This window comes from Alkalihalobacterium sp. APHAB7 (assembly GCF_048323755.1).
GTDB lineage: Bacteria > Bacillota > Bacilli > Bacillales > Bacillaceae_F > Alkalihalobacterium.
Genome location: NZ_JBLWFS010000016.1, coordinates 18,752 through 45,380, shown reverse-complemented (window position 1 = coordinate 45,380; position 26,629 = coordinate 18,752). Strand labels below are relative to the sequence as shown.

The window sequence follows — 26,629 nt, the reverse complement described above, 5'->3', positions numbered from 1 at the left end:
TATAAAAACAAATCATAGAATAACTATCGAGGTGATGTAAAAATGGTGAAAATCTTTATTGACCCTGGACATGGTGGTGACGATACTGGAGCTGAAGGCAACGGATTAGTTGAGAAAGATTTGGTTTTAACCATTTCTCTAGAAATGCAGTCCATCTTAAATCGTTATCCAGATGTAGAAGTTCGGTTAAGTCGTGAAGATGATCGTTCCGTAGGACTTTCAGAACGCGCACAAATGGCCAACGATTGGGACGCTGATTACTTTATTTCTGTTCACGTCAACGCTGGTGAGGGTTCTGGTTTTGAATCATATATTCACTCAAATAGTTTAGAAGAAACTGTCGATAAGCGTGAGACGATGCATCGTGTCATCGTTAATACACTGGATGTAACTGATCGAGGTAAAAAAGAAGCCGACTTTGCTGTACTGCGAGAAACGGAGATGTCTGCTATCTTAACAGAAAACCTTTTTGTCGATAATGCTTCAGAAGCTGAAAAATTAAGCAATCCTTCGTTTCTAACTGAGATAGCACAAGCTCATGTTAATGGCCTAGTGGAGATATTTGACCTTGAAGAAATAGAAGATAATGATCAAGAAGACGATGTTTTATTTATCGTTCAAGTAGGGGCATTTGAAAACGAAGAAAATGCGAAGCGCTTGGCAGAGGAATTAGAAGCACAAGGGTACGAAGCGTACATTAGAAGAGAGACTCGTTCTTCATAGCACCTTTCTTTATGGGCCTTTTTGATACGGAGAATAAATGACACTTTCATAAATAAAAGCTAAAGATTCCTTTATATATAGGGATCTTTAGCTTTCTTTTAGGTAACCTAATTTCCTTCTTCATCGCTTTTCTGTTTTGCATACTCTAGTACTGTTTTATAAAGTCTTCTTCACTAATCTCGCCGTTAAGGTGTTCACGGACTAGCTTTTCATGCTTTTCCGTGATGACAAAACCAGATAGTTCGAGATTAGCTTTTGTCTGTTTAAACGCTTTTTCTAAGTCGCGTTCCAAAAGTAACCCCCCAGTCCAATCTAGGAAAGACATCGTTTATAAGAGAAGTAAGTTTACATAATAACATTATGTTTTACTTTTTCTTTCAATGACGCTTACAATGTGGTGTTATTACTTTGCAAATATCCCTTGACGTTTGACTATTCTCTCATATAAATCTTCTAACGTCCCACGCTCATCAAAAGTATATTTCGGTGCCCCACGGTCGATAACATGTCCTTCGACGAGGAACGTTTTCATCCCCAGTTCGCTAACGACCATATCTTCTTGAATATCGTTACCGATCATAATGCATTCTTCTGGGGTTACTTCTAGGCGATTACAAATCGACTCGTAATAATGGGTATGTGGTTTTGTAAATGTACTCTCCTCGTACACCGTCACCATTTCAAATGGCATATCCGCAACGCCTGCCCAGTTTAAACGATGATGAATCGCTACTTTTGGGAAAACTGGGTTTGTAGCAATTCCCACTCGGTATCCTTGTGAAAAAACCTCTTCTACTACTTTTTTTGCTGTTAGCGTGGGCTTTGTTAAATGAGAGAAAGTCGGGAAAACACTCTCATAAAAGTGGTCTAATGTAGGCCAAATGTCTTCTTTTTTTACGTTTACAGCATTGAGAAATGTTTCTTCAAACACTTGTTCATTCGTTTTCATTGGATCTAAGTTTTTTATCATCGCTTCGGTTCCTGCCCATAGGGATGGTACAAAGCGTTGCGGCTCCACAATATGTGCAACTCGTGGAGCGAGTTCCTTAATGTATGTCTGAATAAAAGATTCCGTATCCATTGGAAGAAGTGTTCCATCTAAGTCGAATAAGATTACTTTTGCCATGATTATCGCCTCTTATATCTGTGAATTTTTTTACAATTTTAATAGAATGTTCATCCCAAATTATAACATAAATACCATTTATAAAAAGTAAAGAGGCATTACAATGGCGTCAAATTTCACTTTACCCAATCTCACTTTTCCCACGGCTTCGTGGTCGTTATAAATTCTGCCATTTCTTTACTTTGTTTTCTTCGTTCAATCCGGATTTTTGCTCGTTCATGGCCCGTCTTATTTAATTTCATTTCTTCTTCTGTTTCTGGGGTTACTCCTGGAACAGGAATGGGTCGTCCGTCTTCTCCTAGACTAACAAACGTTAGAAAAGCAGTAGCAGCCATTCTTCTATCTCCAGAATTAAAATCTTCTGCAATAATTTTTACGAAGATCTCCATCGACGTCTTCCCAGTCCAAGTTACAAATGACTCTAAAGATACCGCATCACTTTGATAAATAGGATTTAAAAAATCTACCGAATCGGTCGATGCTGTTACTACATCAGTCCGACTATGAAGCCTCGCACTGATCGAAGCTACCTCATCTACATTCCTCATTAAAATACCACCGAATAATGTATTGTGATTATTCGTCTCATTCGGTAATACTAAATGTGTTTTAATCACTCTCGATTCTTTTACAAATTTAGGTTTCATGGTCAAACCTCCTTCTTTCTACATGGCTCTTTCTAAAAGAATGTTGCTTTTAGCTATTGGACCGTAACCAAGCGAAAGCTTGGTTCTTCACGCTTTAGCGTGAAGCTTTTGAATATAAATCAGCCCTACATTCATTATTCCTTATAAATAGAAAGTGATAAACATTGTATTCGCAAAGTTTTCTACAAAACCTTCCTACGATATAAAAAAGATCTGTATAATAGGGATGAAGTTTATATTTCGTGTTACTAAGAAATTTCTAATGTTTCTTCTCTTTTCTTCAAAATACATAAAAAGGAGTTGTTCGCCAATGAATTGGTATGAAGAAGTACTGAAACGAAAAGAAGATTTACTATTAGATTTAACGAACTTGCTCAAAATTGAAAGTACGAAAGATCCAGAAACGGCTTCGTCAGAATATCCGATGGGTAAGAATGTAGCTGAGGCTCTTGACTATATGTTACATCTATCTTCTCAACAAGGGATGGTTATAAAAAATCATGAAGGGTTTTATGGATATGGTGAATTAAAAGGTACAACAAATGATGATCATGTAGCGGTGCTTTGTCACATCGATGTTGTCCCCGCAACGGGAGAATGGACCTCTCCTCCGTTTGAACCGACGATCCGTGAAGGAAAACTGTATGCGCGAGGAGCCATTGACGACAAAGGACCAACGATGGCAGCGTTCTACGCGGTAAAGCTTATAAACGAACTGCAATTACCACTAAAGCGTAACGTTCGAATTATATTCGGGACAGATGAAGAAAGTGGAATGAGTTGTTTGAAGACGTATCGTGAAGTAGAACAACCTCCAGTTGCCGGGTTTGCACCTGATGCTACTTTCCCAATCATTAATGCAGAAAAAGGACAAATTCATGTGAAATGTGGTATGACTAATGTAAATGCTTCGGATGACAAGTCACAAAGTCCTTTTACACTCCTTTCTTTTGCATCTGGATCTAGAGCGAATATGGTTCCTGAAACGGCAACAGCGATTGTTCATGGAGATGTTTCAACCATGTCGGCGAAGTTTACTTCCTTTTTAGAAAGCAATGATTTGCAAGGGGAAAGTTCAATTAATGGCGAAGAAATAACCTTGAACCTAAAAGGGCTGTCTGCTCACAGCATGGAGCCATTTAAAGGTAAAAACGCAGCAGTTCACTTAGCGCACTTTCTAAATACGTTAGGACTAGATGCAAGTGGAAAAGAATATCTCTCATTTATTGATACGGCCCTTTATGAAGATCACTACGGCGAAAAACTAGGTATCAATCATTCGGATGAAATTACAGGACCTTTAACAGTTAATCCAGCCATCTTTCAATACGAAGGAACGGAAGGATACGTACAATTGAATATTAGATACCCGGTAACAGCTCAATTTGAAACAATTGAAAGTACAATTCAAAGTGCCTTAAAAGCTACTGAGTTCACGGTAGATGAGATTCGTAATAAAAATCCTCATCACGTCGACAAAGATACACCGATGATCCGCTCCCTCCAATTGGCTTATGAAGAAGAAACAGGCAATGAACCAACCTTGCTTTCAAGTGGCGGTAATACATATGCTAGCTTGCTTCCGAATTGCGTTGCATACGGAGCTGTCTTTCCTGGAAAAGAAATGACAGCTCATCAAAAAGATGAGTATATTGAAGTCGATGACCTCTTAAAAGCTACGGCCATTTATGCGAGAGCCATTTACAACCTTGCCAACATGGAAGGATAAGTTATCCGGTTTCACTTTATCAATCGACTTAGCGCGGTGTGGAAGCTAATTTTATTGAAAAGTTTACAGTTGGACGTACCATACATGATTGGTGCGTCTTTTTCATAATATTTATAATTAGGTTTATCACCATGGTTAGAAAGAATTTGCAGAGGAGGTATTGAAATGGTGCTTATTTTTAATTGGCTTGCCTATTTACTTATGGTCGGAGTGAACGCGCTTGCGAACATTATTCCGATTGGCGGGAAAACAACAGGAGAAATTTCTGCTAGACTCGAGGTTTTATTTACTCCAGCAGGTTATGTTTTTTCTATTTGGGGTCTAATTTATTTGCTTCTCGGTGTGTGGCTTGTCAGGGGAATTCCTAAAAATCGCAGAAATCTTCCGTTATATACAGAAACAAGTTCCCTATTTATCTTAAGTTGCCTATTGAATACGGCATGGATCTTTCTTTGGCATTATCAATTATTTTTATGGACCGTCCCAGTCATGGTTAGCTTGCTTCTTACACTCATTTTTCTTTACCAAAAGGTCAAGGCTACCGATCCAGCGAAAATCGACCAAGCTCCTTTTTCCATTTATCTCGGCTGGATCAGTGTCGCAACCATAGCTAATGTTAGCTATGTTTTAGTGGAATACACTTGGGGTGGATTTGGTTTATCACAAGTGACATGGACCATTATCATGCTTGTTGTAGCGACATTGTTAGCTGTCTATTTTAGGATCCATCAAAATGATCGCCTTTTTCCACTCGTTTTCGTATGGGCAATTGTTGGAATCGGTGTTCAAAATCAATCTGCTTACCCATCGTTAGCTAATCTTACTTACGTGCTAGCTGCAATTATTGTTATCGTTACTCTCTTACCCATAAAGGCAAAAAGTTGACGAAAAGATATAAATAACAAGCCTAACCGTCGTTATTTCGATTTTCGGATCAGTTCTTCTCTGCTCTTTTCATTTCCGAACGAACTCATGAGAATGTGACTCTTTGGTTATTCTAATGAGTAATAGTCCCAATTTAGAGCTTGCAGTGAATAAAAAAGATCCTTATTTACTCTAAATGTATCTATAATTTACGAAAAGGTGCGGTTAGGTGGCTTAAATTTATGAAAAATAGACTCTTATATTTAAGTTTAAATTTCTTTTCGATACTTTTATTAATCTATACCTTTCGGAAAACCAAAAAGGGAAACAAGAGGTACTTCTGGCCTCTTTATGTTACATTTACCGGACTCAATTACTTTTTTGAATTTTTTGTTCTTGTGATTGGCAAAGCCTATGAGTATGATCCCAAAATTCTAAAAAAGCAATACTTTGATAATGTATTTGGCTCAACTGTTTCACAACTATTTGTCGTCCCAACGACTAGCCTGTTTATAAATATGCTTAATTTAAAAGCAAGATGGTCTACTTTTTTTGCATTACTACTGTCTGTTGGTATTGAGAAGGTTTTTATTAAACAAAAAATATTTAAACTCAATTGGTGGGTTACTCCATTTACAACGGTTGGATTACAATTTTTTTATGTAATCGCAAGATACTGGACAATTCAAATTATAGAAAAAAAGAACAGACTATTTGAAGTGTTAACAATCTTCTTTTCTGTATTTGTCTGTTACTCGACGATGAACTTCTTACATGTTTCACTATTTCGTACTTGTTTTTTCAATGTTCCTCTCTATAAAAATCGATATCGAAGTCACGTTACGTTGTCTTCTTTATACAGTGGACTTAGCTCGGTCCTTTTTGTTATTGCTGTATTGAAGAATATAAAAAGAAGGGCTGCGGTAACGGTCGTTTCTTTCATCTTGCTAGAAACTTTGTTAATTAAAGCAAAAGTTATAAAAATATATTCTTATCCGGCTTTTTATACAGCTTCACTCGTTACAAAGATTGCTAGTATGGCTATTGGAAAGTTCATACATCAAAAGTTATATGAGAATAATGGATCTGTTGCATTAGATCGTGACAAAAAAGAGAAAATGTTGGTCTAAGAACCTATACTTGATTAACTGGTAATGAAGACGATTACATTCAAATGTAATCGTCTTCATTTTATTTTTTGGTTGACTTCGAAAAAAACTATGCCATAATAATTAAAGTGACACCAAGAAAATAAAATTTCATGAGAGCTGTTGCCTTTATTTTTTGCAAGGGTAAGAGAAATCATCTAAAATTATCTTTTGTTTTATTGCTGCTTATTGATATGAATTAAATAACATTAAATATTATGTATACGGAAACTTTTTGTAAATACCAAGGTGTGAGTACTAAAGGGGCCAATGTTGATTATGAATTGATCATCATTGGTCTCTTTTTTGTGTAAATGAAAAATTTTTATAGGCTTATGTACATATTAAGGAGGTTTTACTTATGAATAGATGGTTAGTCGTCCTCGGTGCTGTTATTATTCAAATTAACTTAGGAGCAGTATACGCGTGGAGTTTATTTAATCAGCCACTAATTGATAAATTTGGCTGGGCTCGAGAAGACGTTGTAGTTACGTTTTCCATCACGATTGCGACGTTCGCATTAACTACAATTTTCGCTGGAAGGCTTCAAGATAAAATTGGCCCAAGATGGGTGGCCACAATTGGGGGATTACTTCTCGGTGTTGGATTAATTTTGTCCAGTCAAGCGTCAACGCTCATGCAACTTTATTTATTCTATGGTGTGATTGGCGGGATTGGAATTGGAATGACGTACGTTTGCCCGTTATCGGCCTGCGTAAAATGGTTTCCTGAAAAACGTGGATTTATCAGTGGTGTCGCTGTCGCTGGATTTGGTTTAGGTGGGTTAATTTATAAGCCGGTTATCGGATATTTAATCGGTGCTGCTGGTGTATCATCCTCCTTTTTATATTTAGGAATGATTTATCTATTTTTTGTTGTTATGGGTGCCCAGTTGTTAAAAAATCCACCGGTGCTGGAGCAAGCAACAACAAAAGAAAATTCAGTCATGTTGGACTCAAATACTCATTTTTCACCAAAGGAAATGTTGTCCACCTATCAATTTTATTTATTATGGGTTATGTTTTTATTCGGGAGTATGGCTGGGTTAATGGTCATTAGTTTTGCAGTTGATATCGGGATCGAGGTGGCGAAGCTTGACCTTGAAAAAGCAGCTAACGCTGTAATGGTAATTGCACTCTTTAATGCAGCAGGACGAATTATATTAGGTAATCTCTCGGATCGTCTCGGCCGAACAAATACGCTCATGCTAATCTACGGGTTAACTGCGGTTATCATGTTTTACATGAGTTTCGGTGAAATGATGTATTGGTCATTTTTAATTTCCGTTTCACTGATAGGGTTTTGTTTCGGTGGTTTTTTAGCTCTTTTCCCTTCTGTTACGGCAGATTTTTATGGAACGAAAAATATCGGCAGCAATTACGGGTTTATGTATCAAGCATACGGTCTATCTGCTTTTGCAGGACCATTTATTGTAAAAGCTCTACCCTTTTCACAGGCCTTTCTCATCGCGGGCTTTATCTGTGTCATCGCCATGTTCATGGCCAAGCTCGTTAAAGTACCTCAACCTATTGGGTCTAAAAAGTTCATTGGTAAGGAAGCTGCATAGGAAGCATGTATGTAAGGCAGCCCCCCACTTTGGTTAGAAGAATGAGGGGGGCTGCACATTTTCTTTATATCTGAATTAAATACCTGTCTAATGAATAAAAACCTAAGAGAATAGGGTCCCACCTTGTTTCTCTTAGGTTTTTCAATCTTCGCACTTACTCCTCACTTGAAGTTAGGGAAAGCATAAATTCAATTAACGCATCTTGTTCTTCTTTTGTGAAACCATTCGTTTGATCGACCCAATGTTCATGACCGATCCCTTCCACGTTTGCTTCTTGAAGTGGTTTTGATTTCCGGTTTGCTGCTACTACTTTTTTACGTAAATGAGAGTCAACAAGCGCTTTTAAACTGTTATATGGGTCCGGATTAATGGCTTTATGCAAGGTTCCCGGTATACCGAGGTCTGTTTTTTCATTAGGACCAACAGCAACCCCGCCATCATGCAAGTAAGGTGGTGACCATTTAAGTCCAATTAACCCTTTAACCTTATAACCGCCGCTGCTATTTTCATCTTGAGCAAGTGTTAGCTTTTTCTGTTCTTCGTCAACATGCTCAGTTGGTACACGAATGGCCTTTGCTTCTCTTGGAATTGGTACCGGTGTATCAAAAGAATAGATCCACGAATCTTCTAATAATTTGTCTGCATCTTCGAACGCTTTTGCTCTAGAAGGCTGTGCTTTTACTATATCATTATCGATGATTCGATGATTCGTATATGCAGGCCCGGCATGACACGAAATACATCCTGCTCGGTGGAACACTTCACGCCCTTGTGCTTTAGTCGCTTCATCGATTTCATATTTTGGCGGTATTAGCGAGTTTTGATAAGCGGACATCGCGTTAATTTGCTCACCGAAATGAAAGCCTGGAGAACTAATGACCGTTCCGTTTGGTGAAAACATTGATATTTTCGGGTAAGTCGGTGGCTTCACCATTTCGTTAACCCCTGGAACATCGGGCTCTTCATCAATCATTTTCAGGAACTCTGATGGTTTCATGCCGGAATTTGGATCGAAGCGATAATTTTCGTTGGCTGCGTTTTGTAAGATCGTTCCGATGTACACTTCCTTATCAATATCGAATAATTCATTACTTTGGTCAGCTTGGGCTAATAAATCCGAGTTTTGAGCGTGAACATTGTTATTTAATGAGCTGAGACCCTTAAATGGACCTATTGCCGCAAATCCATTCCAGCCATATGGGTGATCACCTAATGTAAATGAATCTGGAATCTGGGCTGGGTTGTTTACTAGGTCAACGGTCGAGTCAAAATTACCTGGAGGCCACTGGACAAGCATTTCATCGACTGCTCTTTCAAGCTTTTCGGGATCTGGTAGCGGTTCACGTTTCCCGTCTGTCGTTTCTACTGTCCGATCGTGATCTTCGATAAAAGCTTTAATTTTTTCTGCATCTACTTCTGTGTTTGTAAAATAGGCAGCTGAGTTTGAAGCTAATGCTAGCATCATCCCTGCGTTAAAGTTTAGATTAGGTGCGCCTTCAATGATCATTCCCGTATCCCGATCCACAGTGGCGTGACAGGCTGCACAACTTACCCCGGCCTTCAACCTTCCGTCTTGATAAGAAATCGGCATCCCAAGGGGAGACAATGCACTTTTTGGCACATCTAACCCTGTATCAATTTTCTCGCCTTTTGCATAGTTTTTACCACCGATTGTTACGTTTTCAGCGAGTTCGACTCGGAGGTTATCCGTGTGTCCACCCTGTAGTTTGAGTATCGCTTTTGCAATATTAGTGATTGTGATTGGTCCATCTAACATTCCTAAGATATCTGTGAGATATATTTCATTATCAAAAGTTTCTTTATAAAAGATTTCCCGACCAAGTTCTACAAAGTCTTCATCTACTTCTACTGCTCCATTGGAAGGAGAGAGCATTTCCATTCCATCCTCTGTTTGTAGGAGTTTGGCTGCATCTTCGGGTGTAACAGTTACTCCCCAGACGTCATAACTTGTTCCGTGGCCGACATTAGACCGTGCATCATTTAATATTTCACCTTTTCGAGGAATGTAGGCGTATTCGGGCTCGATAATATTGATCGCGCCAACAACAAGTGCTACAAGAAAGACAATAAGTATGAATATAGTCCGTTTTTTCATTTCATGCTCCCCTACCTTTCGATGAATATTCTGTAGATATTTTCCTTAGAAAACATTGAACATATACAGGATAGGAAGCACTTTTATAAGATACTACTACTACCATTTCTAGGTACCAGGTACCTTTAGTGTGTTAAAGTGAGCCAATTTTTGAGTTCAGTGATGAATTGGTTCGGGTTATCGAGCATTCCCATATGTGAAGTGTCTGTTGATGATTTTGTAATCTGAGATGAGGTTGCGTGAAACGGTGCTTCTGATAGATCTTTTGTCCCCTCTAAAAAAAATAAAGGTAAATCTACTCGGTTAAGCATATTCACTTGATTTGGTCGTTCTTTCATCGCGTGTAGTGCAGCAATTGCTCCTTCTTGTGTTGTTTGATCTGCGTGACGAAACGCCTCCCTTACATCTTTGGGCTCTCCTTGAAATGCAAAATATGTTGGGATACGCTTCTTGGCAAGTGCAGCCACCCCTTCTCGCTTGACTAAACCGATATGCTCATCTCGTTGGGCCTTATCCTTTTCACTATCGTGGACGGGAGACGAATACACAAAAGCAGCTCGTCTTACATAAGGAGTATACTTCTCAATAGCAGCCATTGTAATATAGCCACCCATCGAATGACCGACCCAGGTCGCATTCGTTATTTTTAAAGAGTCTAACAGTTGTACTATAGAATGCGCATAGTCATACACCGTGTTTTCGTTCTTTAACGTTGACTTTCCGTGCCCTGGCAAATCTATTGAAATGACATCATAGGTATCAACAAAATCAGAACGAATCTTATCGTATACACGATTCGTACTTAAAAATCCATGGATCAAGAGGAGAGGTTCTCCTGTACCTTGACGATGATAATGCAGCATACGAAATAACTCCTTCATTTTTGTCCTGCAGAATAGGATACGACGGTTTTTTATCATAATTATGTCTTAAATCGTTTACTCTCATCCATGGCTGGCACAAATTTATTAGAAAATGAATTACATCCCTTTAAGTTTCTATGATGTACCTGTTTTGATATGTGGAGGTTATTAAGCAATCACCCATACCTTTTCTTTTCATCAGGGCGTTCTGCAACTGACAAGATATTTTCGAGATTGAACATTCATATTTGGTTGCTATGATGACAAATTCCAAGAACTCGTTCTTGATCAAACTTCTTAATGGTTAAAATTCGTTGGGTAATGATTTTCTTTTTGGAAAGGTAAATCATCTCGATTGGCGTGCCTGACCATAATGCTCTTTTGAAAATTCCTTGCATTTTACGTTCGCCTCCTTTTACAATATTACACGAACTCCATAATTTGTATCATTGATATTACACTTCATTAATAACAAAAGACTCATTCAGCCATAGAAAGGCTTGAATGAGTCTTTTGTTGCATAATTTTTACTTAAATGACAAATTCATATTAAGACGGCTGTACTGAATCGGACTTAACAAGAATACTCGCTAAATTCAATTATTGTTTACGAAATGGGAATTGCTGAAATTGTGTTTCATACACATCACCTGATGGAAATGGGTGCGTCATCGGACCTTCCATAAATTGATCGTCCATCATTTGCGGCATCATGGCCTGATGTTGTGCATGAGGCATCATATGAGATGGCATCATCGCCTGCTGGTGTTGTGAGTGAGGCATCATATGCGGCATCATCGCCTGCTGGTGTTGTGCATGAGGCATCATATGCGGCATCATCGCGTGTTGATGTTGTGCGTGAGGCATCATACCGTGCTGGTGGTGAGCTGGCATCGTTTGGCACGGTGTCATCGTGTGCGGCATTCCTTGACATGATGGCATCATCATCTGTTGATGGTGAGCATGTGGCATCATAGGCTGCATGTGGTGTTGATCCATTAATGGCATTGTCATTCCTGGCTGCCCCATCATTTCATGACCGTGCATATGTGGCATCATATTTTCTAATCCTGCTGGTTTTGTCATACCTTTATTTTTACAGTTACAATTTCTCTCCATGAAAAAAACCATCCTTTTTTAATTTACTTCTCTTCCTTTGTATGCAAATACCTAGAAAAGCGAGCGGGCTAATACCTAAAATTAGGTAAATTTCCTAACCAATAAAAAAAGCAAAGAATTTGACATCGTCTCTCCACTTCTTTATAATTTGAAACTATAAATAGTATGTATAGCAACTAAAATAAATAGTGAGGTAATTCTTTTGAAACTATCTTTGCATGACTACATTAGTATTAAAATTCATCAAACTGACTTACACTTAACGAGTTATATTAAAGCTAAACTAGAAGCTTTTAACTTAGCTCCTGAGCAAAATTTAGTCATGATGCTCCTCTGGGAACAAGACGGTTTAACACAAAATCAAATTTCTCAAAAACTAAATAAAGATAAAACAAACATCGCGCGAATGGCTTCAAACCTTGAAAAAAAAGGTTTCATTTCTAGAGTGAATTGTAATGATGACCGTCGTTCTGTGAAGTTATTTTTAACAACTGAAGGTAAGGATTTGGGTGAAAAAGTTGTTCCAATTACAGAAGAGTTTAATGATGTAGTTGTTAAAGATATTTCAAAAGAAGAATTAGAACAATTAGAAAAGACACTTACTAAAATGAGTAAAAATGTAGACTGTTTTTATAAATGAGATGCTCTCCAGCTCCGGGCCCCCTAACGATAAATGAACACCTCTGTTTTCTTGATCTCTTCAGGGGACTTTAGCCTATCATGGTGATCTGGCGCTTACGCTTTTCTTGCTAAAAACAGTTATATTTATAAATAATAGTTGATACAGCAACATCTCGCATTAAAATTGTTGCTGTATCAACTTTATAGTACTTTAGTTGCTATACCAACATCTTAAATTAAACACATCTTTGGAGGTTTTACCATGTCGAATGTATTATTTATTAAAGCGAATTCAAGACCAATTGACCAGGCAGTTAGTGTTAAGCTCTATCAAGCGTTTCTTGATAGTTATAGAAAATCCCACCCACAGGATCAAATTACTGAGCTAGATCTTTTTAATGAAAACTTACCTTATTATGATACAAATATGATCAACGGAATGTTTAAGCTGACAAAAGGAATGGAACTAACTGCTGAAGAACAAGGTGCAACTGAAATTGTTACTAAGTATTTAACTCAATTTTTAGCAGCAGATAAAGTTGTGATCGCCTTCCCTCTTTGGAATTTTACAGTTCCTGCTGTACTGCACACGTACTTTGATTACTTATCACAAGCAGGGCAAACGTTTAAATACATAGCCGATGGCCCAGTTGGCTTAATTACGGATAAACAAGTTGTTCTATTGAATGCTCGTGGTGGTATTTACTCAGAAGGCCCTGCTCAATCAGTAGAAATGGCTGTCAATTATGTACAAAATATACTCGGTTTTTGGGGCATTCAAAACCCAACTACAATTATTGTAGAGGGTCACAATCAGTTCCCTGACCAAGCGGAAGCTATTATTGCTGAAGGAATTGAAAAAGCGAAAAAAGCAGCAAAGGAATTTTAAAGTTACTACTGTTTCACAACTAGAGGCTTTATAAACTGAAACTCTAGTTTTAATAAAAACTATGAATCTATGGAGGAATTAGTATGTATGAAGTAGCAATTATTGGAGCTGGTCCAGCGGGTGCTAGTGCTGCCCTTTTTACAGCAAAGGCAGGAAAGAAAACAGTCGTTTTTGAAAATGATAAAAGTATGACAAACCGTGCCTGGGTTGAAAATCACTATGGTGTAAACGGGATTGAAGGACCTGAACTTCTTGAATTAGGAAAAAATCAAGCGATCAAGCAAGGTGCTGAAATCGTGAAGGATACGGTTATGACGATTGCTAAAGAGGACGATGTTTTTACTATTGCAACAGAAGACAATGGCCAATTTCAAGCGAAGCATGTCGTGTTAGCAACTGGAGCATTAACAGACTTAGCTAGTAAGATCGGTGTCAATTTAGTTGACGGTACAGAGCCGAGAATTAAAACGATTGTCGAAACCGACGCTTACGGCAAAACAAACGTTGACGGGATCTGGGCAGCTGGAACGATAGCTGGTGTTAGTGTTCACACGATTATTACAGCAGGTCATGGTGCTTCTGTAGCTATTAATATTGTTAGTGAGTTAAATGGCGAGCGTTACGTCGATCATGATGTATTAAAATCATAATTAATGGCTTTAAAAAGGGTGATCCAATTTGTATGGATCACCCTTTTTTACTTTATATTTAGTTTTTCATATTTAAATTCGGAAATACAGGAAACTTTAGAAGTGTATCTGTTCGTGGTTTAGAAACGGTTTGGCTATCATTAAGTTGAATTTTTAGTTTTGAAACATCTCTTCCGTCATAATAATTTGGTTCTGTTTTGTGGACACTCATTGAAACCCCTCCATTTTTTTAACTCGTCCCTTTCCTATCTCAATCAGTAAAAGGGAGCTTTTAATGAAATACATCTCTTTTTTCTTGTTGATTAGTTCTAGCGCCAAGAACGTATTTTAATAGTCTATTAGATTGACTTCGTTCAATTTGATACACCATCCAGGAAAAACAGCTAATTAATATAAATCCTATAGGTAATGCCAATTGATATACCATCTTTATACAACTTTTTACAATAAATGTATGAAATAGAATACTATACTACTATTTCTATAGTATGAATGATTTTTCCTTATAAATCCATAATTAATTTATAATTGGAATAAATTTTTCCTAGGTGAAGTCATTTTCGTATGAATGTACAAAAACAAATGGGAAGTATAACGCTTGTAGTTGTAGTAAAATCATAAGCACTTTCCTCCCACCTGTTTTGAAGTTTTGGGTTATGTTTTTAAAAGGGTCTTTCTCAAAGAATGTTGCTCCTTGCTTTGGACCGTAGCCAAGCGGATGCTTGGCTCTTCACGTTGTGCGTGAAGGTTTGAAAATAAAATAGCCGTTTAGACAAATGAAGTTGTCTCGAAAAGGCTATTTTATTCTCAAAAAACAGCCCAAAAGCTACAAAGTTTACGAAATCGGCCTATAAAAAATATTCTTTTAGGCCGCCTGTACAGAAAGTATTATTTTTCGGATGATGTATCCTGTTAATAACCCGGGAATGACTGAGAGAATAGGTAGCCATACAGGTCCTAGCAATACACCGAAGATCATGACCTTCGGTGAATACATTGTTCCAACGGTCACAAAAAATGCGGCAAAAACGAGTGGTAAAAACGAATATTCTCCCTTTCCTCCTCCTGCATCTTTATAGGCGTCCCACATCGCAAAAAAATAAAGGCATGGATAAAATAAAAGCCATTGGAAATCCGCTCGTTCAATAGCTGTTTGTGTTTCACCAAGAAAGCTTAACATAATAATTTCGTTGAAATTCGCTTGTACATTTATAAGGAATTCCAAGAAAATAAATAAAACTCCATTCAAATAGTTTTTACTTAACATTTGAGCAAAGCCTGGAAGAGCGATACTCCACATAATTGCTTCTGTTTTTTTCATAAGTACAATACCTCGTTATGTAATTTGAAGCGTCGATCAAAGTCTAGTATCCCCAAACAACTTACAGAATATGTAAGTAGGTGGTCGCTGTTTATACTGCAACTAATTAATTTATGACTTTTGTATTAGTTTTGTTTATGATAAATGTTTATTTATTAGAAATAAAAAGAGCGACTAGATTTCTAATCGCTTCTTGTTAACCGTATTTTGAGTCAATGTTTTGTTAGATTGTAAAAAAATACTAAATTAATAGGTGGTTTATCTATATAGCATGTGATAAATCTAACCCAACTAAATGTTTATAGCCAAGCTCGTACAATCCAAACGTAGTTCGGCCTGTCCCGCAGCCAATATCTAGAATTTTATCTTCTGTATTAAAATACTTTTTAAATACATATTTCTCTGATTCCCACAGACCTACTTGGTGAGTCGCTTCACGATAACTATGAACCGCGTGTTCAAATGATTGAATAATAAAGTTCTGGTCGATCTTCAATGGAATTCCTCCTAGGTTTAATTTAGTGAGTCAGTGCGAGTATCAAATCAATCTAATATTTACATGATTTTTATTAGATTGCGGTAAACTATACATTATGAAAATAAACGGTATTGAAAAAATGTCTCAATTATTTAAACAAATCCATGATATCAACAATGAGCATATTCAATTGTGGAGTGAGTATGTTTTATTTACTTGGCAGTGGTGGCTAGGTCTAACACTTACTATTATTCCTTGGATCTTATGGCTAATCTATAGAAAAAAAGACAGTACATTGCGTTTATTGTCTGCGGGATTCTTTATGATGTTCATCGCGTCTTGGTTAGATTCATTGGGTATCCAATTAGGTCTTTGGGAATATCATTATGAGGTTATCCCTTTTATCCCGGCATTCATTCCTTGGGATTTGTCTTTAATTCCTGTTATGACAATGGTCTTTTTGCAAATAAAGCCTTACGTCAATCCTTACATTAAAGGATCCCTTTTTGCACTCATTGCGGCTTATGCTGCAGAACCTTTTTTTATCTCGATAGGTCTTTATTATCCACACACTTGGGAACATATCTATTCGCTCCCGATCTTTTTTATCTTGTATATCATGGCTCATTTATTATGTTATGGGAAATCGTATCAACCTCTTTAAAATTTGGTACAGTAAGTTTAGATTATTTATTCAACATTGTACTTTAAACCCAGGATTGTGGGAACTACGTTGAAGAAAAGAATGTCTTGAGGAACGAAATGATCAAGTATCACTCTTTTAAAGTCCTAAAGTTAGGGGAAGGTATTTCGGACGATACATTTTTTCTGCATATGAATTTCTTTCTCGCAATAGAGTATAAATAGCACCATCGATATACGAACTTGGTATTTCTAAGGCACTTCTTCTTGAACAGCTACTGATATTTCCCTTTTCTTTAAGAATAAACAGGTCAATAGCAACAAAATATAAGAAGAAGCCTATAAAAAGATATCACTTGCGCGCCCTATATTTCCTATGGAAATTGAGCTATAATGGAAGTATCCATCTAGAGAGGGTGATATAATGAAGAAAAATCTGTATACTAATGGTGAACAAGTGATAATTAAAGCAACGGATGAAACAGTAACCGTCTCTAAAAGTCAATATGTCAAGAACATGAAAAGATATTCATACACGGTCAAAGAACAGCCAGCCACTTTTTTCTTTGAGGAAGAACTAGAGAAAAAGTAAGCTGTGTAAGGATACGGTCACAAAAATTACACCATTACTGTTGAAAAGTGTTGTTTTGCTAGATTTAGATGAGTAATCCAGTTTTCTAAAATGGAAAGATATCGTTTTGGGGGTATGGAGTATTATGTGTTGGGTTTATTTCGACTTAAACCCAACACATCTAAATTATATTACCCTTTTTCTATTATGAAGATTGTGAAGTTTTCCTAGATCAAAAAAACATGGTAGATCCTTCTTCCGTCATGACATAACCGAAGTAACCAATCCTCACATGGTGGTTTCGATAATCATATTTTCCTCTCGACCTACCTCGACGCACCACGTGTGTTCTCTCCACAACCCATCATCCGTCAGGGCATATCCTGTAATGAGACGTATTTCTTTTTTTCCCTTAATTTTTCATTCTGCGCATATACGGGAAGAATTACTATGCATTCCTGTAATTAATTTGGTGGTTTACCAACCAAAAATTTGTTCATTTCTTCTATTGCTTTATCGTCATTTGCTTCAATACCTGCAGTATTTTTACCCTTCACGTGTTAAATTAGTAAATGGAGTTCATGTTAGCAAGCCTTATAAATTGATTGATTTGATCACTTGATACTCCCTTCCCAAACCTTGCCATCATAAAATTATGTTTGTATTGTGCGACATCTGGATCGTCCGTTACCGTTTCATTGAACTGCTGTGTTTGTAATAAACGTTTTAATAGAGCTTTATACAAATGAATGTTTCCATCGACCATAGGAAGATCCCAATGCCAAGCATACTCGATTGATAGAATAATAAATTGTTCTATTTGTGGATCATCAAAAATGGACTGAATTAATTTCTTAGCGATCCCTCCGCTTCGATAGGAAGGTGCAACTTCAATTGCTCCAAGTACTTTAATGTAGGGTAAGACACTCCAACGTTCGTTTTTTTCCGGATCAAGTATTAAGGTGTAGCCCACAATCCATTCCTTATCCATAGCAATGCAAATTTGGCTTCCTTTTTCAAGAGTTGCTAGTAATGCCTCTTGTTGTTCTTTTGCTTCTCGAAACCGATTTAATGATGGATGAAAAGGATAGTTTCTCATATATTTATTGATAGAATGGACATCAGAAATGAACCGTATTTTATTACTCATGACATAGCTCCTTTTTGTTTTGAAAGTTGTATTATCGAAAAGTTAAACGGTACACTTATAGGAAAATAAAAAAACTCTCCCGATGACGGAAGAGTAATTACAAATTAAACGGTACTAACCCTATGAAGGAAAAGAAGATATAATTCGCCTGTACCGTCTCATCTTCTCACCCCCCGAAGAAATTGAAACTTTTGGAAGTTAAAGGCAGGTCTCCTGACTTGTGCTTCTTTTTACTTTGAGCCTTCCCATATAAGCCGCTGACGCGTTACTTATACAGTGGTAATCTCATTTCATCCACACTTACAGTTGCGGGGACAGTTCTGGACTTACACCAGATTCCCTATTAAGTCGTATTCGACACCGATACTTCCAATATGCAGTTGTTGGTTAAAGCAGATTTACAATATGTTGTAATCTTATATCTAGCGTTAGAATATTTCAATCTTTTCTTGCAGGTTGAAGAAGTTTGGAGTACTACTAATCTTTTTTCTCTACTTAATAAAATCTATAAAATAAGAAAATAGCGGAAGTAGTGCGATTAGAAGTCCAGATTGAATAAATGACAGTAATAAATCTTTCTTCCAACTGTTTGTTGTACTTTTACTCATAATTCTTGCTAGAACTAAAAAGAAGAGCCACCAAAATAATAAACTTGGTATTATTATAGTAAATAAATAAGACATGTCATCACCTATCATCTTTTTGGAGTTGGCATTAATCTCTCGTCATATCAATTATTAAATTACCAAAAATCCCCCTCAAGTGGTAACTTTTAACTTTATTATAACTTAAGTATATCTTCGTGAATAGTATAGGAGTTAGAAAAATGAGGGAGGTGTTGACTGCCTCTCTTCATTACTTGGTTGGACTTTAATTCTATTATTTTATGATTATAGTAGTGGTGGTTCTATTTCAATTATTTGTTTGTTATATGTTACTCGATATCCATACGAACATCCCACCGATTTCCCCATGTTCCATTAAGAAGTTGTTCTTTTTCAATCACTTTATTTTTAAGGATGTCATCTAAAGTAATGTTCTCTAATATATGAGACACTGTATCACGAACGAGTCCCCATAAGGGTTGTAGTCGACAATTCCCTTCTAATTCACAAGGTTCGTAGGATGTAACGCTGACACAACTCATTGGTGCTAAAGGGCCTTCCAGTTTCCGAATGACGTCACCTATACATATTTCGCTAGGATTTATTCTTAGTCGGTACCCTCCCCCGAAGCCTCGCCGGCTGGTAATATAGCTTAACTGTTTTAATTGCATTAATATCTTTTCTAGATAAGGTGATGGGACTTGTGTTATCGTACTGATCTCAGTAACTGTCATCACCTTTCCCGTATTTTCTCCTAGTGCAATTAATGCTCGTAATGAGTACTCACCTTTACTTGATATTTTCATCATCCACCTCTTATTTTTAAGAATAGTTTATATAATTTTCTAGCTTGTATTAAATAATCCATACGAAATACACCATAATAACTGTAACGATCATGTATAAAGTGTTGAGCGGTATCCCGATTTTTAAGAAGTCAGAAAAGCGATAGCCACCTGGGCCATAGACGATTAAGTTCGCCTGATAACCAATCGGTGTTGCAAAGCTAGCTGATGCTGCAATCGCGATGGCTACGAAGAATGCCATAGGATCGACCGCTAATTGAGTGGCAATCGCTAGAGAGATCGGTACCATAAGGACGGCTGCTGCATTGTTTGTAATCACCTCGGTAAAGACCGTTGTTAATAAGTAAACAGCTGCAATCGCGCCTATGACACCTGCCCCTTTTGTCAGTTGAATAAAGTGGTCAGCAACCCAAGCTGCAGCCCCTGTTTGATCAAGTGCGGTACCAATACCAATGGCGCATGCGATTAGTAGTAGTACATCGAATTGTATGTATTTTTTGTAATTGATTTTTTAGGGTCGACTATATCTGGCTCTTCTAGGGATGATAATAGGTAAAAATCTTTGGAATTAGACCACCTGGGCTCGAAGTCCTTATTCGATAAAAGTAACAAAGTGTCTCCCGCTTTTAACTTAATATCTCCTACCTTATCGTTAATTCGCTCATCATTTCGATGAACGGCAACTACACCTGCTCCGTAAAAACTTCGAAACTTGCTTTCTTTGATGGTCTTATGAACAAGAGAAGATCGATGGGAAACGACAGCTTCTACTAGAGATGCACTTCCGTTTTGTAAATCTTCTAATTTTAGATACGTTCCGGTTTCAACTTTAAGCCCTTTAATGTTTTGAATATCTACAATGGTTGATAAAACCCCTGTAAAAATTAACCGATCGCCTGCCATCAATTTCTTATAGGAAGGGACAGAAGTTGTTCGTTCACCATTTCGAATTAATTCAATTAAATATAGGCCACTTAAATTTCGTAACCCAGCAGCTTCAATCGTTTTTCCGATAAGGGGCGAGTTAGCTTCAACGGTTGCTTCCGATAAATACTTTTTTACATCTTCCCCAAATGTTTCTTCTGATGATTTTCGATCCGGCAACAGTTTATAGCCAATGGTGACCATAAATAAAATACCAAGCAGTCCTGCTGGCAAGCTGACTATAGCTAGTTGAAACATCGAAAAACCATCAAATCCTTTTTCGAGCATAAAGCCATGGATCACTAAATTCGTTGAAGTTCCGATGAGTGTCAACGTTCCCCCAAAAATGGTTGCATAAGATAGCGGCATTAGAAATTTAGAAGGTGAAATGTTTCGTTCTTTACACCATTTTCGAATGACAGGCGTAAACATGACAACAATCGGTGTATTATTCAGAAATGCAGATAAACTTGAGATGGGCACCATCATTTGCAGCAATGATTTTCGTTCGCTTTTTCCAGAGCCCAATGATTTTGTAACGATATTATTTAATACCCCACTCTGCTTGATCGCACCAGCGACAATGAATAATAGGGCGACAGTTAACATCCCTTCATTGGAAAAACCTTTTAATGCATCGGCTGGAGACAAAATCCCACTTAGTATTAATACAGCTAAGGCGCATGCGACGATAAAGTCTGGCCGTGCCACTTCTCGGATCAGAAACACCAACATTCCAAGTACAACAAAAATAACGAATGCAATTTCAAAAGTCATGTTCATGCCTCCAGTAGTAGCTGCTTGTTTCCCAATCTAACATTAATTCAATAAAACCTATTAGTTTAGTATGAATTAAAGAGAAAAAAAGGCTAATACTTCAAGTGGTTTGAAGTATTAGCCTTTGGTGTTTCCAATCAGCTTCGGATTCTTTTTGTTAAATATTATATTATTCAAACTAAACACAGTTGTCAACTACGAATTTGATGATTTTTGAGATATCCGTCTTCCGGTGTACATGTTCATTGTTCGCTTGGTTATTTTGTAATAGAGCTTATTGATTAGCTTACTGTTTGTCCAATTAAAGGGCATGTCTTTTTTGAATACTAGAAAAAACGGACCTTTGAACAGTCGTGCTTTTAAAGGAATTTTAAACCTAAGAATAAAAAAGATGGCACTCCATATCGATAAAACCCATGTTAGTAAAGCATTCTTTGTATGTAAATAACTATACGTATACATCTTTAAGTAAATTAGTGCCGACCAATAAATATTCCAGCCATGTTTAAATCGAATTAATTTCTGTTGAGCGATCACATGCTCTAAATAAGCCGAGATGAACGTCCACTTTAATACATGGACAATCTGTTTTGGCAATGTTTGAGGGAATTTGGATAAACTCGATAAAACGACCAATGGTGTTGTGATAAACGTATGAGCGGCTCGAACCATACGCCAATTTATATCTTTCGGCTTAAATTCCCACAGAAGGTACCTCTTACAGATGTAGTAATAAAAAGCATTAAAGAAACTGATGTATGCTAGTTCTTTATAGTGTTTTGGAAGATGCTTCAAGGATCCTGCTGTTGCAAGGATTATTGTAAATAGTAGAAGTAAGACCTGGTTTCTTCTCATGATGTTCCTCGCTTTGTCTTTTCTCATTAGTAATTATAATTTCCAATTATTTTACAAATAATGTAATATTATTTTAATTTCTTTTTTTATCTTTGGGTTTCTATTATATAGTCACTGCTCTCATTAAAAAAGTCAATTCTGTGAATTATCTGTAAATAGATAAATTATTCTATACCCTAATGATGAGATGTGTTATTATAATTCTTAATATTCTAAAAATATTAAGGGTGTGAAGACAGACATGGACCATTATGATGATAAAACGAAGCGGATGCTAAAAGAAGTGAAAGAATATTATGGCACAATACCGATGACGTACTATGCTGTAGCAGACGCTGGGCTTCTACCAAGACTTTGGGCGTTAGCTGGAGAAACATTTAAGTCTGGTGCTGCAACCCATGAAGATAAGCGAATTTGTGCATCTGTTGTCGCTCACACTCTCGGAATTCAAGAGTTGCTTGTTGCACATTTGATGATATTAAAGCGCTATGGCTGGAACCGCCAACAGTTTGATGAACTTTTACAAGAGAACTACCCATCTCGTATGAGTGAAAAACAGATTTTATTGGCTAAATTGGCAAAAACGTTAGCAGTTAACCCTGCAAATGTGGATCGTGAGACGCTCCGTTCCCTTCAAGAACAAGGCACCACTAAAGAAGAGATTGCTGAAATCATTGCTCTCCATGGATTTGTTCGCTACATGGCAACATTCGTTAGTGTTTATGAAATGGCGTAAGCTAGTTGATTGCAGTAACTACTTATTGTAAGGACCACTCCCCTTCTTTTTGAAGAGAGTGGTTTTTTGTCGTGTTTGTAGGTTATTTGGTTTTTAAAATGGCAATAATTTCTGATGAAAGGATGGTATAGGCAGTATGTTAATGATATTTGAACTAATGAAAGTGGTTGTAAGAATTCGCAAGCTTACTTTAATTATCATTACGATTATTTTTTTAATAGGGAGTTCTTACATCATTCATTGGATTGAGCCTGAAGTCTTCCCCACTCCCTTTATTGGATTTTGGTATGTGATGACAACGGTAACGACTACTGGTTATGGAGATTTTGTACCTGAAACAACTGTAGGTAAGGTTTTTGGTCTTTTTTTATATTTTTTTGGCATTGGTTTAATTGGTATCGTTATCGGAAAAATTGTTGAAGGCTTTGGGATTTATCGTAAATTAAAGGAGGAAGGTAAATTGAAGTATAAAGGGTCAGGACATTATGTCATTATTGGGTGGTCGAATAAAGCAAAGCATACGATGAAAGAAATACTTGCTATTGATGATCATTCAAAAATTGTTTTGATTGACCTTATGCCGAAATCTCCTATGGATGAGGAAACATTATTTTATATCCAAGGCGACCCTACTGACAAGGAAGTGTTGGAGAAAGCAAATGTACTGAATGCCAAGGCGGTATTAATTTTCACGAAAGATAATGTAATGGACTCGATTGCTGCGGATGGAAAGTCATTAATCATTGTCTCCTCAATTGAAAGTTATGCGAAGGAAAAGAACAAAGAAATCTATACATTAGTTGAAATACTGAAGGAGAAGCATATTCCAACATTTGAACATGCTAATGTAGATGAGTTTATACTCGCTGACGAGGCACTATCAGATTTAATGGCAAAATCAGCTGTACACAGAGGATCAGGCAAGCTTGTGATGAAATTATTGAGCCGCAAAAGCGGTGTTGATCTATGGAAAATTAATAAACACCAAGAGTGGAAAACCTATAATGATGCTTTTGAAGACTTAAAGAGAGCTGGCGCAAACCTCATATCGGATCGAAACGATTTTAATATACTAACAAAATTAGGAGAACCGATCCCCGCTGAAGCAGAACTCTATATCATCTGTAATAAAGCAACCTATCAAAAAATCAAGTAAGTCATACATTATTAGATAAGAAATATTAAAGCATATAAAGTGAATATATAATGAATAAATCGGTAGCAGGTATCTTTAATGCGCTGCTGCGCTAAAGGTACCTGCTACCGGATTTTTTAGCCTGTGAAGACTTCTTCGTCTGGGTACCGGATATTCGACTTTTTTGGTCTTGCTAGTGTAAAGGCAAGTGTAAGTGGTCCTATTCGGCCGATGAACATCAACAGGATAATAACCTGCTTTCCAATCGGTGATAATTCACCTGTTAGCCCCATTGAAAGGCCGACCGTTCCGAAGGCTGAAAATACTTCAAAGACGATCATGAGAAATGGTGCGTTTTCAGTGATGGTTAAGATGAACAACGTCAAGAAGATAAATAAAATACTGATAACGATAATCGCTAGTGCTCGGATCATCGTTTGTTGCTTGATAGTTCGGTCGAACACTACGGATTCGCTTTTTCCTCTTAAAAAAGTAATAGTCGCTAAAATCATGACTAAAAACGTTGTTAATTTGATACCGCTCGCTGTTGAAGCGCTTCCTGCTCCGATAAACATCAGCAATAAAATGAGTAAGATCGAGGCCGTTGTCATATCGCCAATTTCAAGTGTGTTAAATCCTGCTGTTCGAGGGGTCACGGCTTGGAAATAAGCTCCCCATAACTTATCTGAAAGTGGCAAGCTTCCTAAAGTGGCTGGGTTTGCATATTCTAAAACAAAAATGACAAGCATCGCAATGATGTTCGTAGCAAATGTTCCAACAATCATAAGTTTTGAGTGCAACGATAATCGACGAAAATTCTTTTTATACCACAAATCAGCTAGTACGGTAAACCCAATCCCGCCTGTAATGAATAAAGCTGTAATTACAAGGTTAACAACAGGATCTCCAACATAACCTGAAAGACTATCGGACCATAACGAAAATCCAGCGTTATTAAAAGCAGAAATCGTATGGAAGAGACTTTGGTACATCCCCTCTTGCCACCCATACTCGGGTACCCATCGGATCGAGAGTATAGTAAATGCAATACTTTCTAAAATGAGAGTAAATATGACTAAGATTTTAATTAAACGAACCAATCCTCCAATGGACGTTTGGTTAAAAGCTTCTTGAATTAAGATCCGCTGTTGTAAACCAATCTTTTTCCCGAGCATCATTATAATAAGGACAGCAAAAGTCATAAGCCCAAGACCACCAAGTTGAATGAGGCACATGATGACAACCTGACCGAAAACTGTATAATCGGTTCCTGTATCCACGACGACCAGTCCTGTTACAGTAATCGCAGACGTTGCTGTGAATAACGCATCTAACCACGAGATGTAGGTGGTAGATGCAACGGGCAACTTTAATAAAACAGTTCCAATCGCAATAAAAACGAGAAAGCTTAATGCTAAAATTTGTGGAGGTGAAAGATGTATAACTTTCCCTCTCATCTGGTTTGAAGAAAATAAGTTTGACGTTTTCATTACAGCCCCTCTTCTTCAAACCTCTTGAGATCGTTTTTATGACCTATAACAATTAATATATCGTTTTTGTCAATTAGGTCTTGAGGGAAAGGCGATATATTAATATCTTTATCTCGTTTTATTGCAAGTATCGTACAGCCATATTTCGCACGGATATCTAGCTGAGCAAGTGATTTACCTGCTACTTTTTCACTAGCTATTAATTCCACAATACTGTATTCATCTGACAGTTCAATATAGTCGATTATTTTTTCTGAGACGAGATGTTGAGCAATTCGAATACCCATATCCTGCTCTGGGTGAACGATCCGATCTGCACCGATTTTTTCAAGTACACGGTGATGATAATAATTTTGCGCTTTTACCCAGACGTTTTTCACGCCCATCTCTTTGAGAATTAATGTACATAGAATACTAGATTGAATGTTGTCCCCGATCGCGACAATGACAAAGTCGAAGTTACGAATTCCCAATGATTGTAATGCGTTTTCGTCTGTACCATTTGCGATTACACTGTGGGTAGAGAATTGTGTCATGTTATTTACTTTCTCCTCATTGTTGTCTATCGCAAGGACGTCATGGCCTAGCTTATACAATTCTTTACAAACACTGCTCCCAAATCTTCCAAGACCAATTACTGCGAACTGTTTTCTCATATTTCTCTTCTCTCCTTTTACCACCGTACCCAATACAAAAAAGACCATCACAAATAGAATGGTCTTTGGCTTATCCATAGACCCTTCTCTCTAGTAAGAAAAGTAACGCTTACGAGGTTAGCTGTCGGATTAGGGACTGAGAGTATCCCCTCTTATTTCACAAATAAGATTCACCCCAAGACATATTGCTATGTCAAAATTGGTTCCCCCGCTCATATAGATTCAGCGAATAAAAGGTACTAGGTATTTAATTTTTTTTATTATGGAGATTAATTTACTCCTCTAAATTAATGTTGTCAATAGCTAATTCAAAAAATTCATAGCTTAACAAAATGGTGCCAGGCACCTTTAGTGCAACAGCGCATTAAAGGTGCCTGGCACCGGAAATAATGAACAAAAAGAAACCGCACAGAATGAGCAA

General features: G+C 37.2%; 29 protein-coding genes and 2 riboswitches. Of the genes, 12 read left to right on the top strand and 17 right to left on the bottom strand.

Annotated elements, in window-relative coordinates:
* Window positions 1-42: 42 nt before the first annotated feature.
* Window positions 43-723 carry an N-acetylmuramoyl-L-alanine amidase gene (locus ACNSTQ_RS15295; protein ID WP_418200685.1) on the top strand — a complete coding sequence of 227 codons (681 nt, stop codon included), beginning with the start codon at window positions 43-45 and terminating at the stop codon, window positions 721-723.
* A 145-nt stretch (window positions 724-868) separates the two neighbouring features.
* On the opposite strand, the gene ACNSTQ_RS15290 is transcribed toward ACNSTQ_RS15295, so the two are convergent.
* The 3 genes from ACNSTQ_RS15290 to ACNSTQ_RS15280 form a co-directional block, all read right to left on the bottom strand.
* Window positions 869-1,015, bottom strand: a complete 147-nt coding sequence (locus tag ACNSTQ_RS15290) for a hypothetical protein (RefSeq protein ID WP_418200684.1) — start codon at window positions 1,013-1,015, stop codon at window positions 869-871.
* A 111-nt stretch (window positions 1,016-1,126) separates the two neighbouring features.
* Window positions 1,127-1,849, bottom strand: coding sequence for an HAD family hydrolase (locus ACNSTQ_RS15285; protein ID WP_418200683.1), 723 nt, complete (start codon window positions 1,847-1,849; stop codon window positions 1,127-1,129).
* 131 nt (window positions 1,850-1,980) lie between these two features.
* Window positions 1,981-2,496, bottom strand: a complete 516-nt coding sequence (locus ACNSTQ_RS15280; RefSeq protein WP_418200682.1) for an acyl-CoA thioesterase — start codon at window positions 2,494-2,496, stop codon at window positions 1,981-1,983.
* 310 nt (window positions 2,497-2,806) lie between these two features.
* On the opposite strand from ACNSTQ_RS15280, the gene pepV reads away from it, so the two are divergent.
* The 4 genes from pepV (at window position 2,807) to ACNSTQ_RS15260 (ending at window position 7,804) form a co-directional block, all read left to right on the top strand.
* Window positions 2,807-4,225, top strand: coding sequence for a dipeptidase PepV (gene pepV, locus ACNSTQ_RS15275; protein WP_418200681.1), 1,419 nt, complete (start codon window positions 2,807-2,809; stop codon window positions 4,223-4,225).
* Between the two features lie 165 nt (window positions 4,226-4,390).
* Window positions 4,391-5,110, top strand: coding sequence for a TspO/MBR family protein (locus ACNSTQ_RS15270; protein WP_418200680.1), 720 nt, complete (start codon window positions 4,391-4,393; stop codon window positions 5,108-5,110).
* Window positions 5,111-5,331: 221 nt separating this feature from the next.
* Window positions 5,332-6,219, top strand: coding sequence for a hypothetical protein (locus ACNSTQ_RS15265; protein WP_418200679.1), 888 nt, complete (start codon window positions 5,332-5,334; stop codon window positions 6,217-6,219).
* 379 nt (window positions 6,220-6,598) lie between these two features.
* Window positions 6,599-7,804 carry an OFA family MFS transporter gene (locus ACNSTQ_RS15260; RefSeq protein ID WP_418200678.1) on the top strand — a complete coding sequence of 402 codons (1,206 nt, stop codon included), beginning with the start codon at window positions 6,599-6,601 and terminating at the stop codon, window positions 7,802-7,804.
* Window positions 7,805-7,958: 154 nt separating this feature from the next.
* On the opposite strand, the gene ACNSTQ_RS15255 is transcribed toward ACNSTQ_RS15260, so the two are convergent.
* From ACNSTQ_RS15255 to ACNSTQ_RS15240, 4 genes are all read right to left on the bottom strand, one after another.
* On the bottom strand, window positions 7,959-9,920 hold the full coding sequence (locus ACNSTQ_RS15255) for an electron transport protein (protein WP_418200677.1): 1,962 nt from the start codon (window positions 9,918-9,920) through the stop codon (window positions 7,959-7,961).
* Window positions 9,921-10,045: 125 nt separating this feature from the next.
* Window positions 10,046-10,783 carry an alpha/beta fold hydrolase gene (locus tag ACNSTQ_RS15250; RefSeq protein WP_418200676.1) on the bottom strand — a complete coding sequence of 246 codons (738 nt, stop codon included), beginning with the start codon at window positions 10,781-10,783 and terminating at the stop codon, window positions 10,046-10,048.
* A 242-nt stretch (window positions 10,784-11,025) separates the two neighbouring features.
* Window positions 11,026-11,181, bottom strand: a complete 156-nt coding sequence (locus tag ACNSTQ_RS15245; RefSeq protein WP_418200675.1) for a hypothetical protein — start codon at window positions 11,179-11,181, stop codon at window positions 11,026-11,028.
* Window positions 11,182-11,383: 202 nt separating this feature from the next.
* Window positions 11,384-11,902 (bottom strand): hypothetical protein, encoded by a 519-nt coding sequence (locus ACNSTQ_RS15240; RefSeq protein WP_418200674.1) that lies wholly within the window; start codon window positions 11,900-11,902, stop codon window positions 11,384-11,386.
* 202 nt (window positions 11,903-12,104) lie between these two features.
* Here ACNSTQ_RS15240 and ACNSTQ_RS15235 point away from each other — a divergent pair, with 202 nt between their 5' ends.
* The 3 genes from ACNSTQ_RS15235 to ACNSTQ_RS15225 all read left to right on the top strand — a co-directional run bounded on the left by ACNSTQ_RS15235 (window position 12,105) and on the right by ACNSTQ_RS15225 (window position 14,062).
* On the top strand, window positions 12,105-12,542 hold the full coding sequence (locus ACNSTQ_RS15235; RefSeq protein ID WP_418200673.1) for a MarR family winged helix-turn-helix transcriptional regulator: 438 nt from the start codon (window positions 12,105-12,107) through the stop codon (window positions 12,540-12,542).
* A 243-nt stretch (window positions 12,543-12,785) separates the two neighbouring features.
* Window positions 12,786-13,412 (top strand): FMN-dependent NADH-azoreductase, encoded by a 627-nt coding sequence (locus tag ACNSTQ_RS15230; RefSeq protein ID WP_418200672.1) that lies wholly within the window; start codon window positions 12,786-12,788, stop codon window positions 13,410-13,412.
* An 83-nt stretch (window positions 13,413-13,495) separates the two neighbouring features.
* On the top strand, window positions 13,496-14,062 hold the full coding sequence (locus tag ACNSTQ_RS15225; protein ID WP_418200671.1) for an FAD-dependent oxidoreductase: 567 nt from the start codon (window positions 13,496-13,498) through the stop codon (window positions 14,060-14,062).
* Window positions 14,063-14,120: 58 nt separating this feature from the next.
* Here the strand turns inward: ACNSTQ_RS15225 and ACNSTQ_RS15220 are convergent, their stop codons facing one another.
* The 3 genes from ACNSTQ_RS15220 to ACNSTQ_RS15210 form a co-directional block, all read right to left on the bottom strand.
* Window positions 14,121-14,273: a hypothetical protein gene (locus tag ACNSTQ_RS15220; RefSeq protein WP_418200670.1), complete on the bottom strand. Its 153-nt coding sequence runs from the start codon at window positions 14,271-14,273 to the stop codon at window positions 14,121-14,123.
* A 654-nt stretch (window positions 14,274-14,927) separates the two neighbouring features.
* Window positions 14,928-15,383, bottom strand: a complete 456-nt coding sequence (locus ACNSTQ_RS15215) for a hypothetical protein (RefSeq protein WP_418200669.1) — start codon at window positions 15,381-15,383, stop codon at window positions 14,928-14,930.
* Window positions 15,384-15,645: 262 nt separating this feature from the next.
* Entirely contained in the window at window positions 15,646-15,879 is a 234-nt protein-coding gene (locus tag ACNSTQ_RS15210) for a class I SAM-dependent methyltransferase (RefSeq protein WP_418200668.1), read from the bottom strand.
* A gap of 97 nt (window positions 15,880-15,976) precedes the next feature.
* Between ACNSTQ_RS15210 and ACNSTQ_RS15205 the strand changes: the two genes are divergently transcribed.
* Both ACNSTQ_RS15205 and ACNSTQ_RS15200 read left to right on the top strand, forming a co-directional pair.
* Window positions 15,977-16,525, top strand: coding sequence for a CBO0543 family protein (locus tag ACNSTQ_RS15205; protein ID WP_418200667.1), 549 nt, complete (start codon window positions 15,977-15,979; stop codon window positions 16,523-16,525).
* Window positions 16,526-16,927: 402 nt separating this feature from the next.
* Window positions 16,928-17,095 (top strand): hypothetical protein, encoded by a 168-nt coding sequence (locus tag ACNSTQ_RS15200; RefSeq protein WP_418200666.1) that lies wholly within the window; start codon window positions 16,928-16,930, stop codon window positions 17,093-17,095.
* A gap of 544 nt (window positions 17,096-17,639) precedes the next feature.
* Here the strand turns inward: ACNSTQ_RS15200 and ACNSTQ_RS15195 are convergent.
* The 5 genes from ACNSTQ_RS15195 to ACNSTQ_RS15175 form a co-directional block, all read right to left on the bottom strand.
* Window positions 17,640-18,224 (bottom strand): GNAT family N-acetyltransferase, encoded by a 585-nt coding sequence (locus ACNSTQ_RS15195; RefSeq protein WP_418200665.1) that lies wholly within the window; start codon window positions 18,222-18,224, stop codon window positions 17,640-17,642.
* A gap of 185 nt (window positions 18,225-18,409) precedes the next feature.
* A riboswitch (cobalamin riboswitch) is annotated at window positions 18,410-18,604 on the bottom strand.
* Between the two features lie 554 nt (window positions 18,605-19,158).
* Window positions 19,159-19,635, bottom strand: a complete 477-nt coding sequence (locus ACNSTQ_RS15190) for an RrF2 family transcriptional regulator (RefSeq protein WP_418200664.1) — start codon at window positions 19,633-19,635, stop codon at window positions 19,159-19,161.
* Between the two features lie 49 nt (window positions 19,636-19,684).
* Window positions 19,685-20,083 (bottom strand): SLC13 family permease, encoded by a 399-nt coding sequence (locus ACNSTQ_RS15185; protein WP_418200729.1) that lies wholly within the window; start codon window positions 20,081-20,083, stop codon window positions 19,685-19,687.
* A 17-nt stretch (window positions 20,084-20,100) separates the two neighbouring features.
* Window positions 20,101-21,336: an SLC13 family permease gene (locus ACNSTQ_RS15180; protein ID WP_418200663.1), complete on the bottom strand. Its 1,236-nt coding sequence runs from the start codon at window positions 21,334-21,336 to the stop codon at window positions 20,101-20,103.
* A gap of 195 nt (window positions 21,337-21,531) precedes the next feature.
* Complete coding sequence (locus tag ACNSTQ_RS15175) at window positions 21,532-22,191, bottom strand: hypothetical protein (RefSeq protein ID WP_418200662.1); 660 nt, start codon at window positions 22,189-22,191, stop codon at window positions 21,532-21,534.
* A 241-nt stretch (window positions 22,192-22,432) separates the two neighbouring features.
* On the opposite strand from ACNSTQ_RS15175, the gene ACNSTQ_RS15170 reads away from it, so the two are divergent.
* Together ACNSTQ_RS15170 and ACNSTQ_RS15165 are read left to right on the top strand one after the other, a co-directional pair.
* Window positions 22,433-22,927 carry a hypothetical protein gene (locus ACNSTQ_RS15170; protein ID WP_418200661.1) on the top strand — a complete coding sequence of 165 codons (495 nt, stop codon included), beginning with the start codon at window positions 22,433-22,435 and terminating at the stop codon, window positions 22,925-22,927.
* Between the two features lie 136 nt (window positions 22,928-23,063).
* Window positions 23,064-24,083 carry an ion channel gene (locus ACNSTQ_RS15165; protein ID WP_418200660.1) on the top strand — a complete coding sequence of 340 codons (1,020 nt, stop codon included), beginning with the start codon at window positions 23,064-23,066 and terminating at the stop codon, window positions 24,081-24,083.
* Window positions 24,084-24,199: 116 nt separating this feature from the next.
* Here ACNSTQ_RS15165 and ACNSTQ_RS15160 read toward each other — a convergent pair whose 3' ends face one another.
* Together ACNSTQ_RS15160 and ACNSTQ_RS15155 are read right to left on the bottom strand one after the other, a co-directional pair.
* Entirely contained in the window at window positions 24,200-25,519 is a 1,320-nt protein-coding gene (locus tag ACNSTQ_RS15160; protein WP_418200728.1) for a TrkH family potassium uptake protein, read from the bottom strand.
* 32 nt (window positions 25,520-25,551) lie between these two features.
* Window positions 25,552-26,208 (bottom strand): potassium channel family protein, encoded by a 657-nt coding sequence (locus ACNSTQ_RS15155; RefSeq protein ID WP_418200727.1) that lies wholly within the window; start codon window positions 26,206-26,208, stop codon window positions 25,552-25,554.
* 91 nt (window positions 26,209-26,299) lie between these two features.
* Window positions 26,300-26,446: riboswitch (cyclic di-AMP (ydaO/yuaA leader) on the bottom strand.
* Window positions 26,447-26,629: the final 183 nt, after the last annotated feature.

Coding starts and splice junctions, on each gene's coding strand:
- ACNSTQ_RS15255 (WP_418200677.1), bottom strand. CDS start 9,920: ATGAAAAAACGGACTATATTCATACTTATTGTCTTTCTTGTAGCACTT.
- ACNSTQ_RS15160 (WP_418200728.1), bottom strand. CDS start 25,519: ATGAGAGGGAAAGTTATACATCTTTCACCTCCACAAATTTTAGCATTA.
- ACNSTQ_RS15265 (WP_418200679.1), top strand. CDS start 5,332: ATGAAAAATAGACTCTTATATTTAAGTTTAAATTTCTTTTCGATACTT.
- ACNSTQ_RS15250 (WP_418200676.1), bottom strand. CDS start 10,783: ATGCTGCATTATCATCGTCAAGGTACAGGAGAACCTCTCCTCTTGATC.
- ACNSTQ_RS15270 (WP_418200680.1), top strand. CDS start 4,391: ATGGTGCTTATTTTTAATTGGCTTGCCTATTTACTTATGGTCGGAGTG.
- ACNSTQ_RS15175 (WP_418200662.1), bottom strand. CDS start 22,191: ATGAGAAGAAACCAGGTCTTACTTCTACTATTTACAATAATCCTTGCA.
- ACNSTQ_RS15260 (WP_418200678.1), top strand. CDS start 6,599: ATGAATAGATGGTTAGTCGTCCTCGGTGCTGTTATTATTCAAATTAAC.
- ACNSTQ_RS15245 (WP_418200675.1), bottom strand. CDS start 11,181: ATGCAAGGAATTTTCAAAAGAGCATTATGGTCAGGCACGCCAATCGAG.
- ACNSTQ_RS15195 (WP_418200665.1), bottom strand. CDS start 18,224: ATGAGTAATAAAATACGGTTCATTTCTGATGTCCATTCTATCAATAAA.
- ACNSTQ_RS15220 (WP_418200670.1), bottom strand. CDS start 14,273: ATGAGTGTCCACAAAACAGAACCAAATTATTATGACGGAAGAGATGTT.
- ACNSTQ_RS15205 (WP_418200667.1), top strand. CDS start 15,977: ATGAAAATAAACGGTATTGAAAAAATGTCTCAATTATTTAAACAAATC.
- ACNSTQ_RS15230 (WP_418200672.1), top strand. CDS start 12,786: ATGTCGAATGTATTATTTATTAAAGCGAATTCAAGACCAATTGACCAG.
- pepV (WP_418200681.1), top strand. CDS start 2,807: ATGAATTGGTATGAAGAAGTACTGAAACGAAAAGAAGATTTACTATTA.
- ACNSTQ_RS15240 (WP_418200674.1), bottom strand. CDS start 11,902: ATGGAGAGAAATTGTAACTGTAAAAATAAAGGTATGACAAAACCAGCA.
- ACNSTQ_RS15285 (WP_418200683.1), bottom strand. CDS start 1,849: ATGGCAAAAGTAATCTTATTCGACTTAGATGGAACACTTCTTCCAATG.
- ACNSTQ_RS15190 (WP_418200664.1), bottom strand. CDS start 19,635: ATGAAAATATCAAGTAAAGGTGAGTACTCATTACGAGCATTAATTGCA.
- ACNSTQ_RS15215 (WP_418200669.1), bottom strand. CDS start 15,383: ATGAAAAAAACAGAAGCAATTATGTGGAGTATCGCTCTTCCAGGCTTT.
- ACNSTQ_RS15180 (WP_418200663.1), bottom strand. CDS start 21,336: ATGACTTTTGAAATTGCATTCGTTATTTTTGTTGTACTTGGAATGTTG.
- ACNSTQ_RS15225 (WP_418200671.1), top strand. CDS start 13,496: ATGTATGAAGTAGCAATTATTGGAGCTGGTCCAGCGGGTGCTAGTGCT.
- ACNSTQ_RS15165 (WP_418200660.1), top strand. CDS start 23,064: ATGTTAATGATATTTGAACTAATGAAAGTGGTTGTAAGAATTCGCAAG.
- ACNSTQ_RS15295 (WP_418200685.1), top strand. CDS start 43: ATGGTGAAAATCTTTATTGACCCTGGACATGGTGGTGACGATACTGGA.
- ACNSTQ_RS15170 (WP_418200661.1), top strand. CDS start 22,433: ATGGACCATTATGATGATAAAACGAAGCGGATGCTAAAAGAAGTGAAA.
- ACNSTQ_RS15200 (WP_418200666.1), top strand. CDS start 16,928: ATGAAGAAAAATCTGTATACTAATGGTGAACAAGTGATAATTAAAGCA.
- ACNSTQ_RS15280 (WP_418200682.1), bottom strand. CDS start 2,496: ATGAAACCTAAATTTGTAAAAGAATCGAGAGTGATTAAAACACATTTA.
- ACNSTQ_RS15155 (WP_418200727.1), bottom strand. CDS start 26,208: ATGAGAAAACAGTTCGCAGTAATTGGTCTTGGAAGATTTGGGAGCAGT.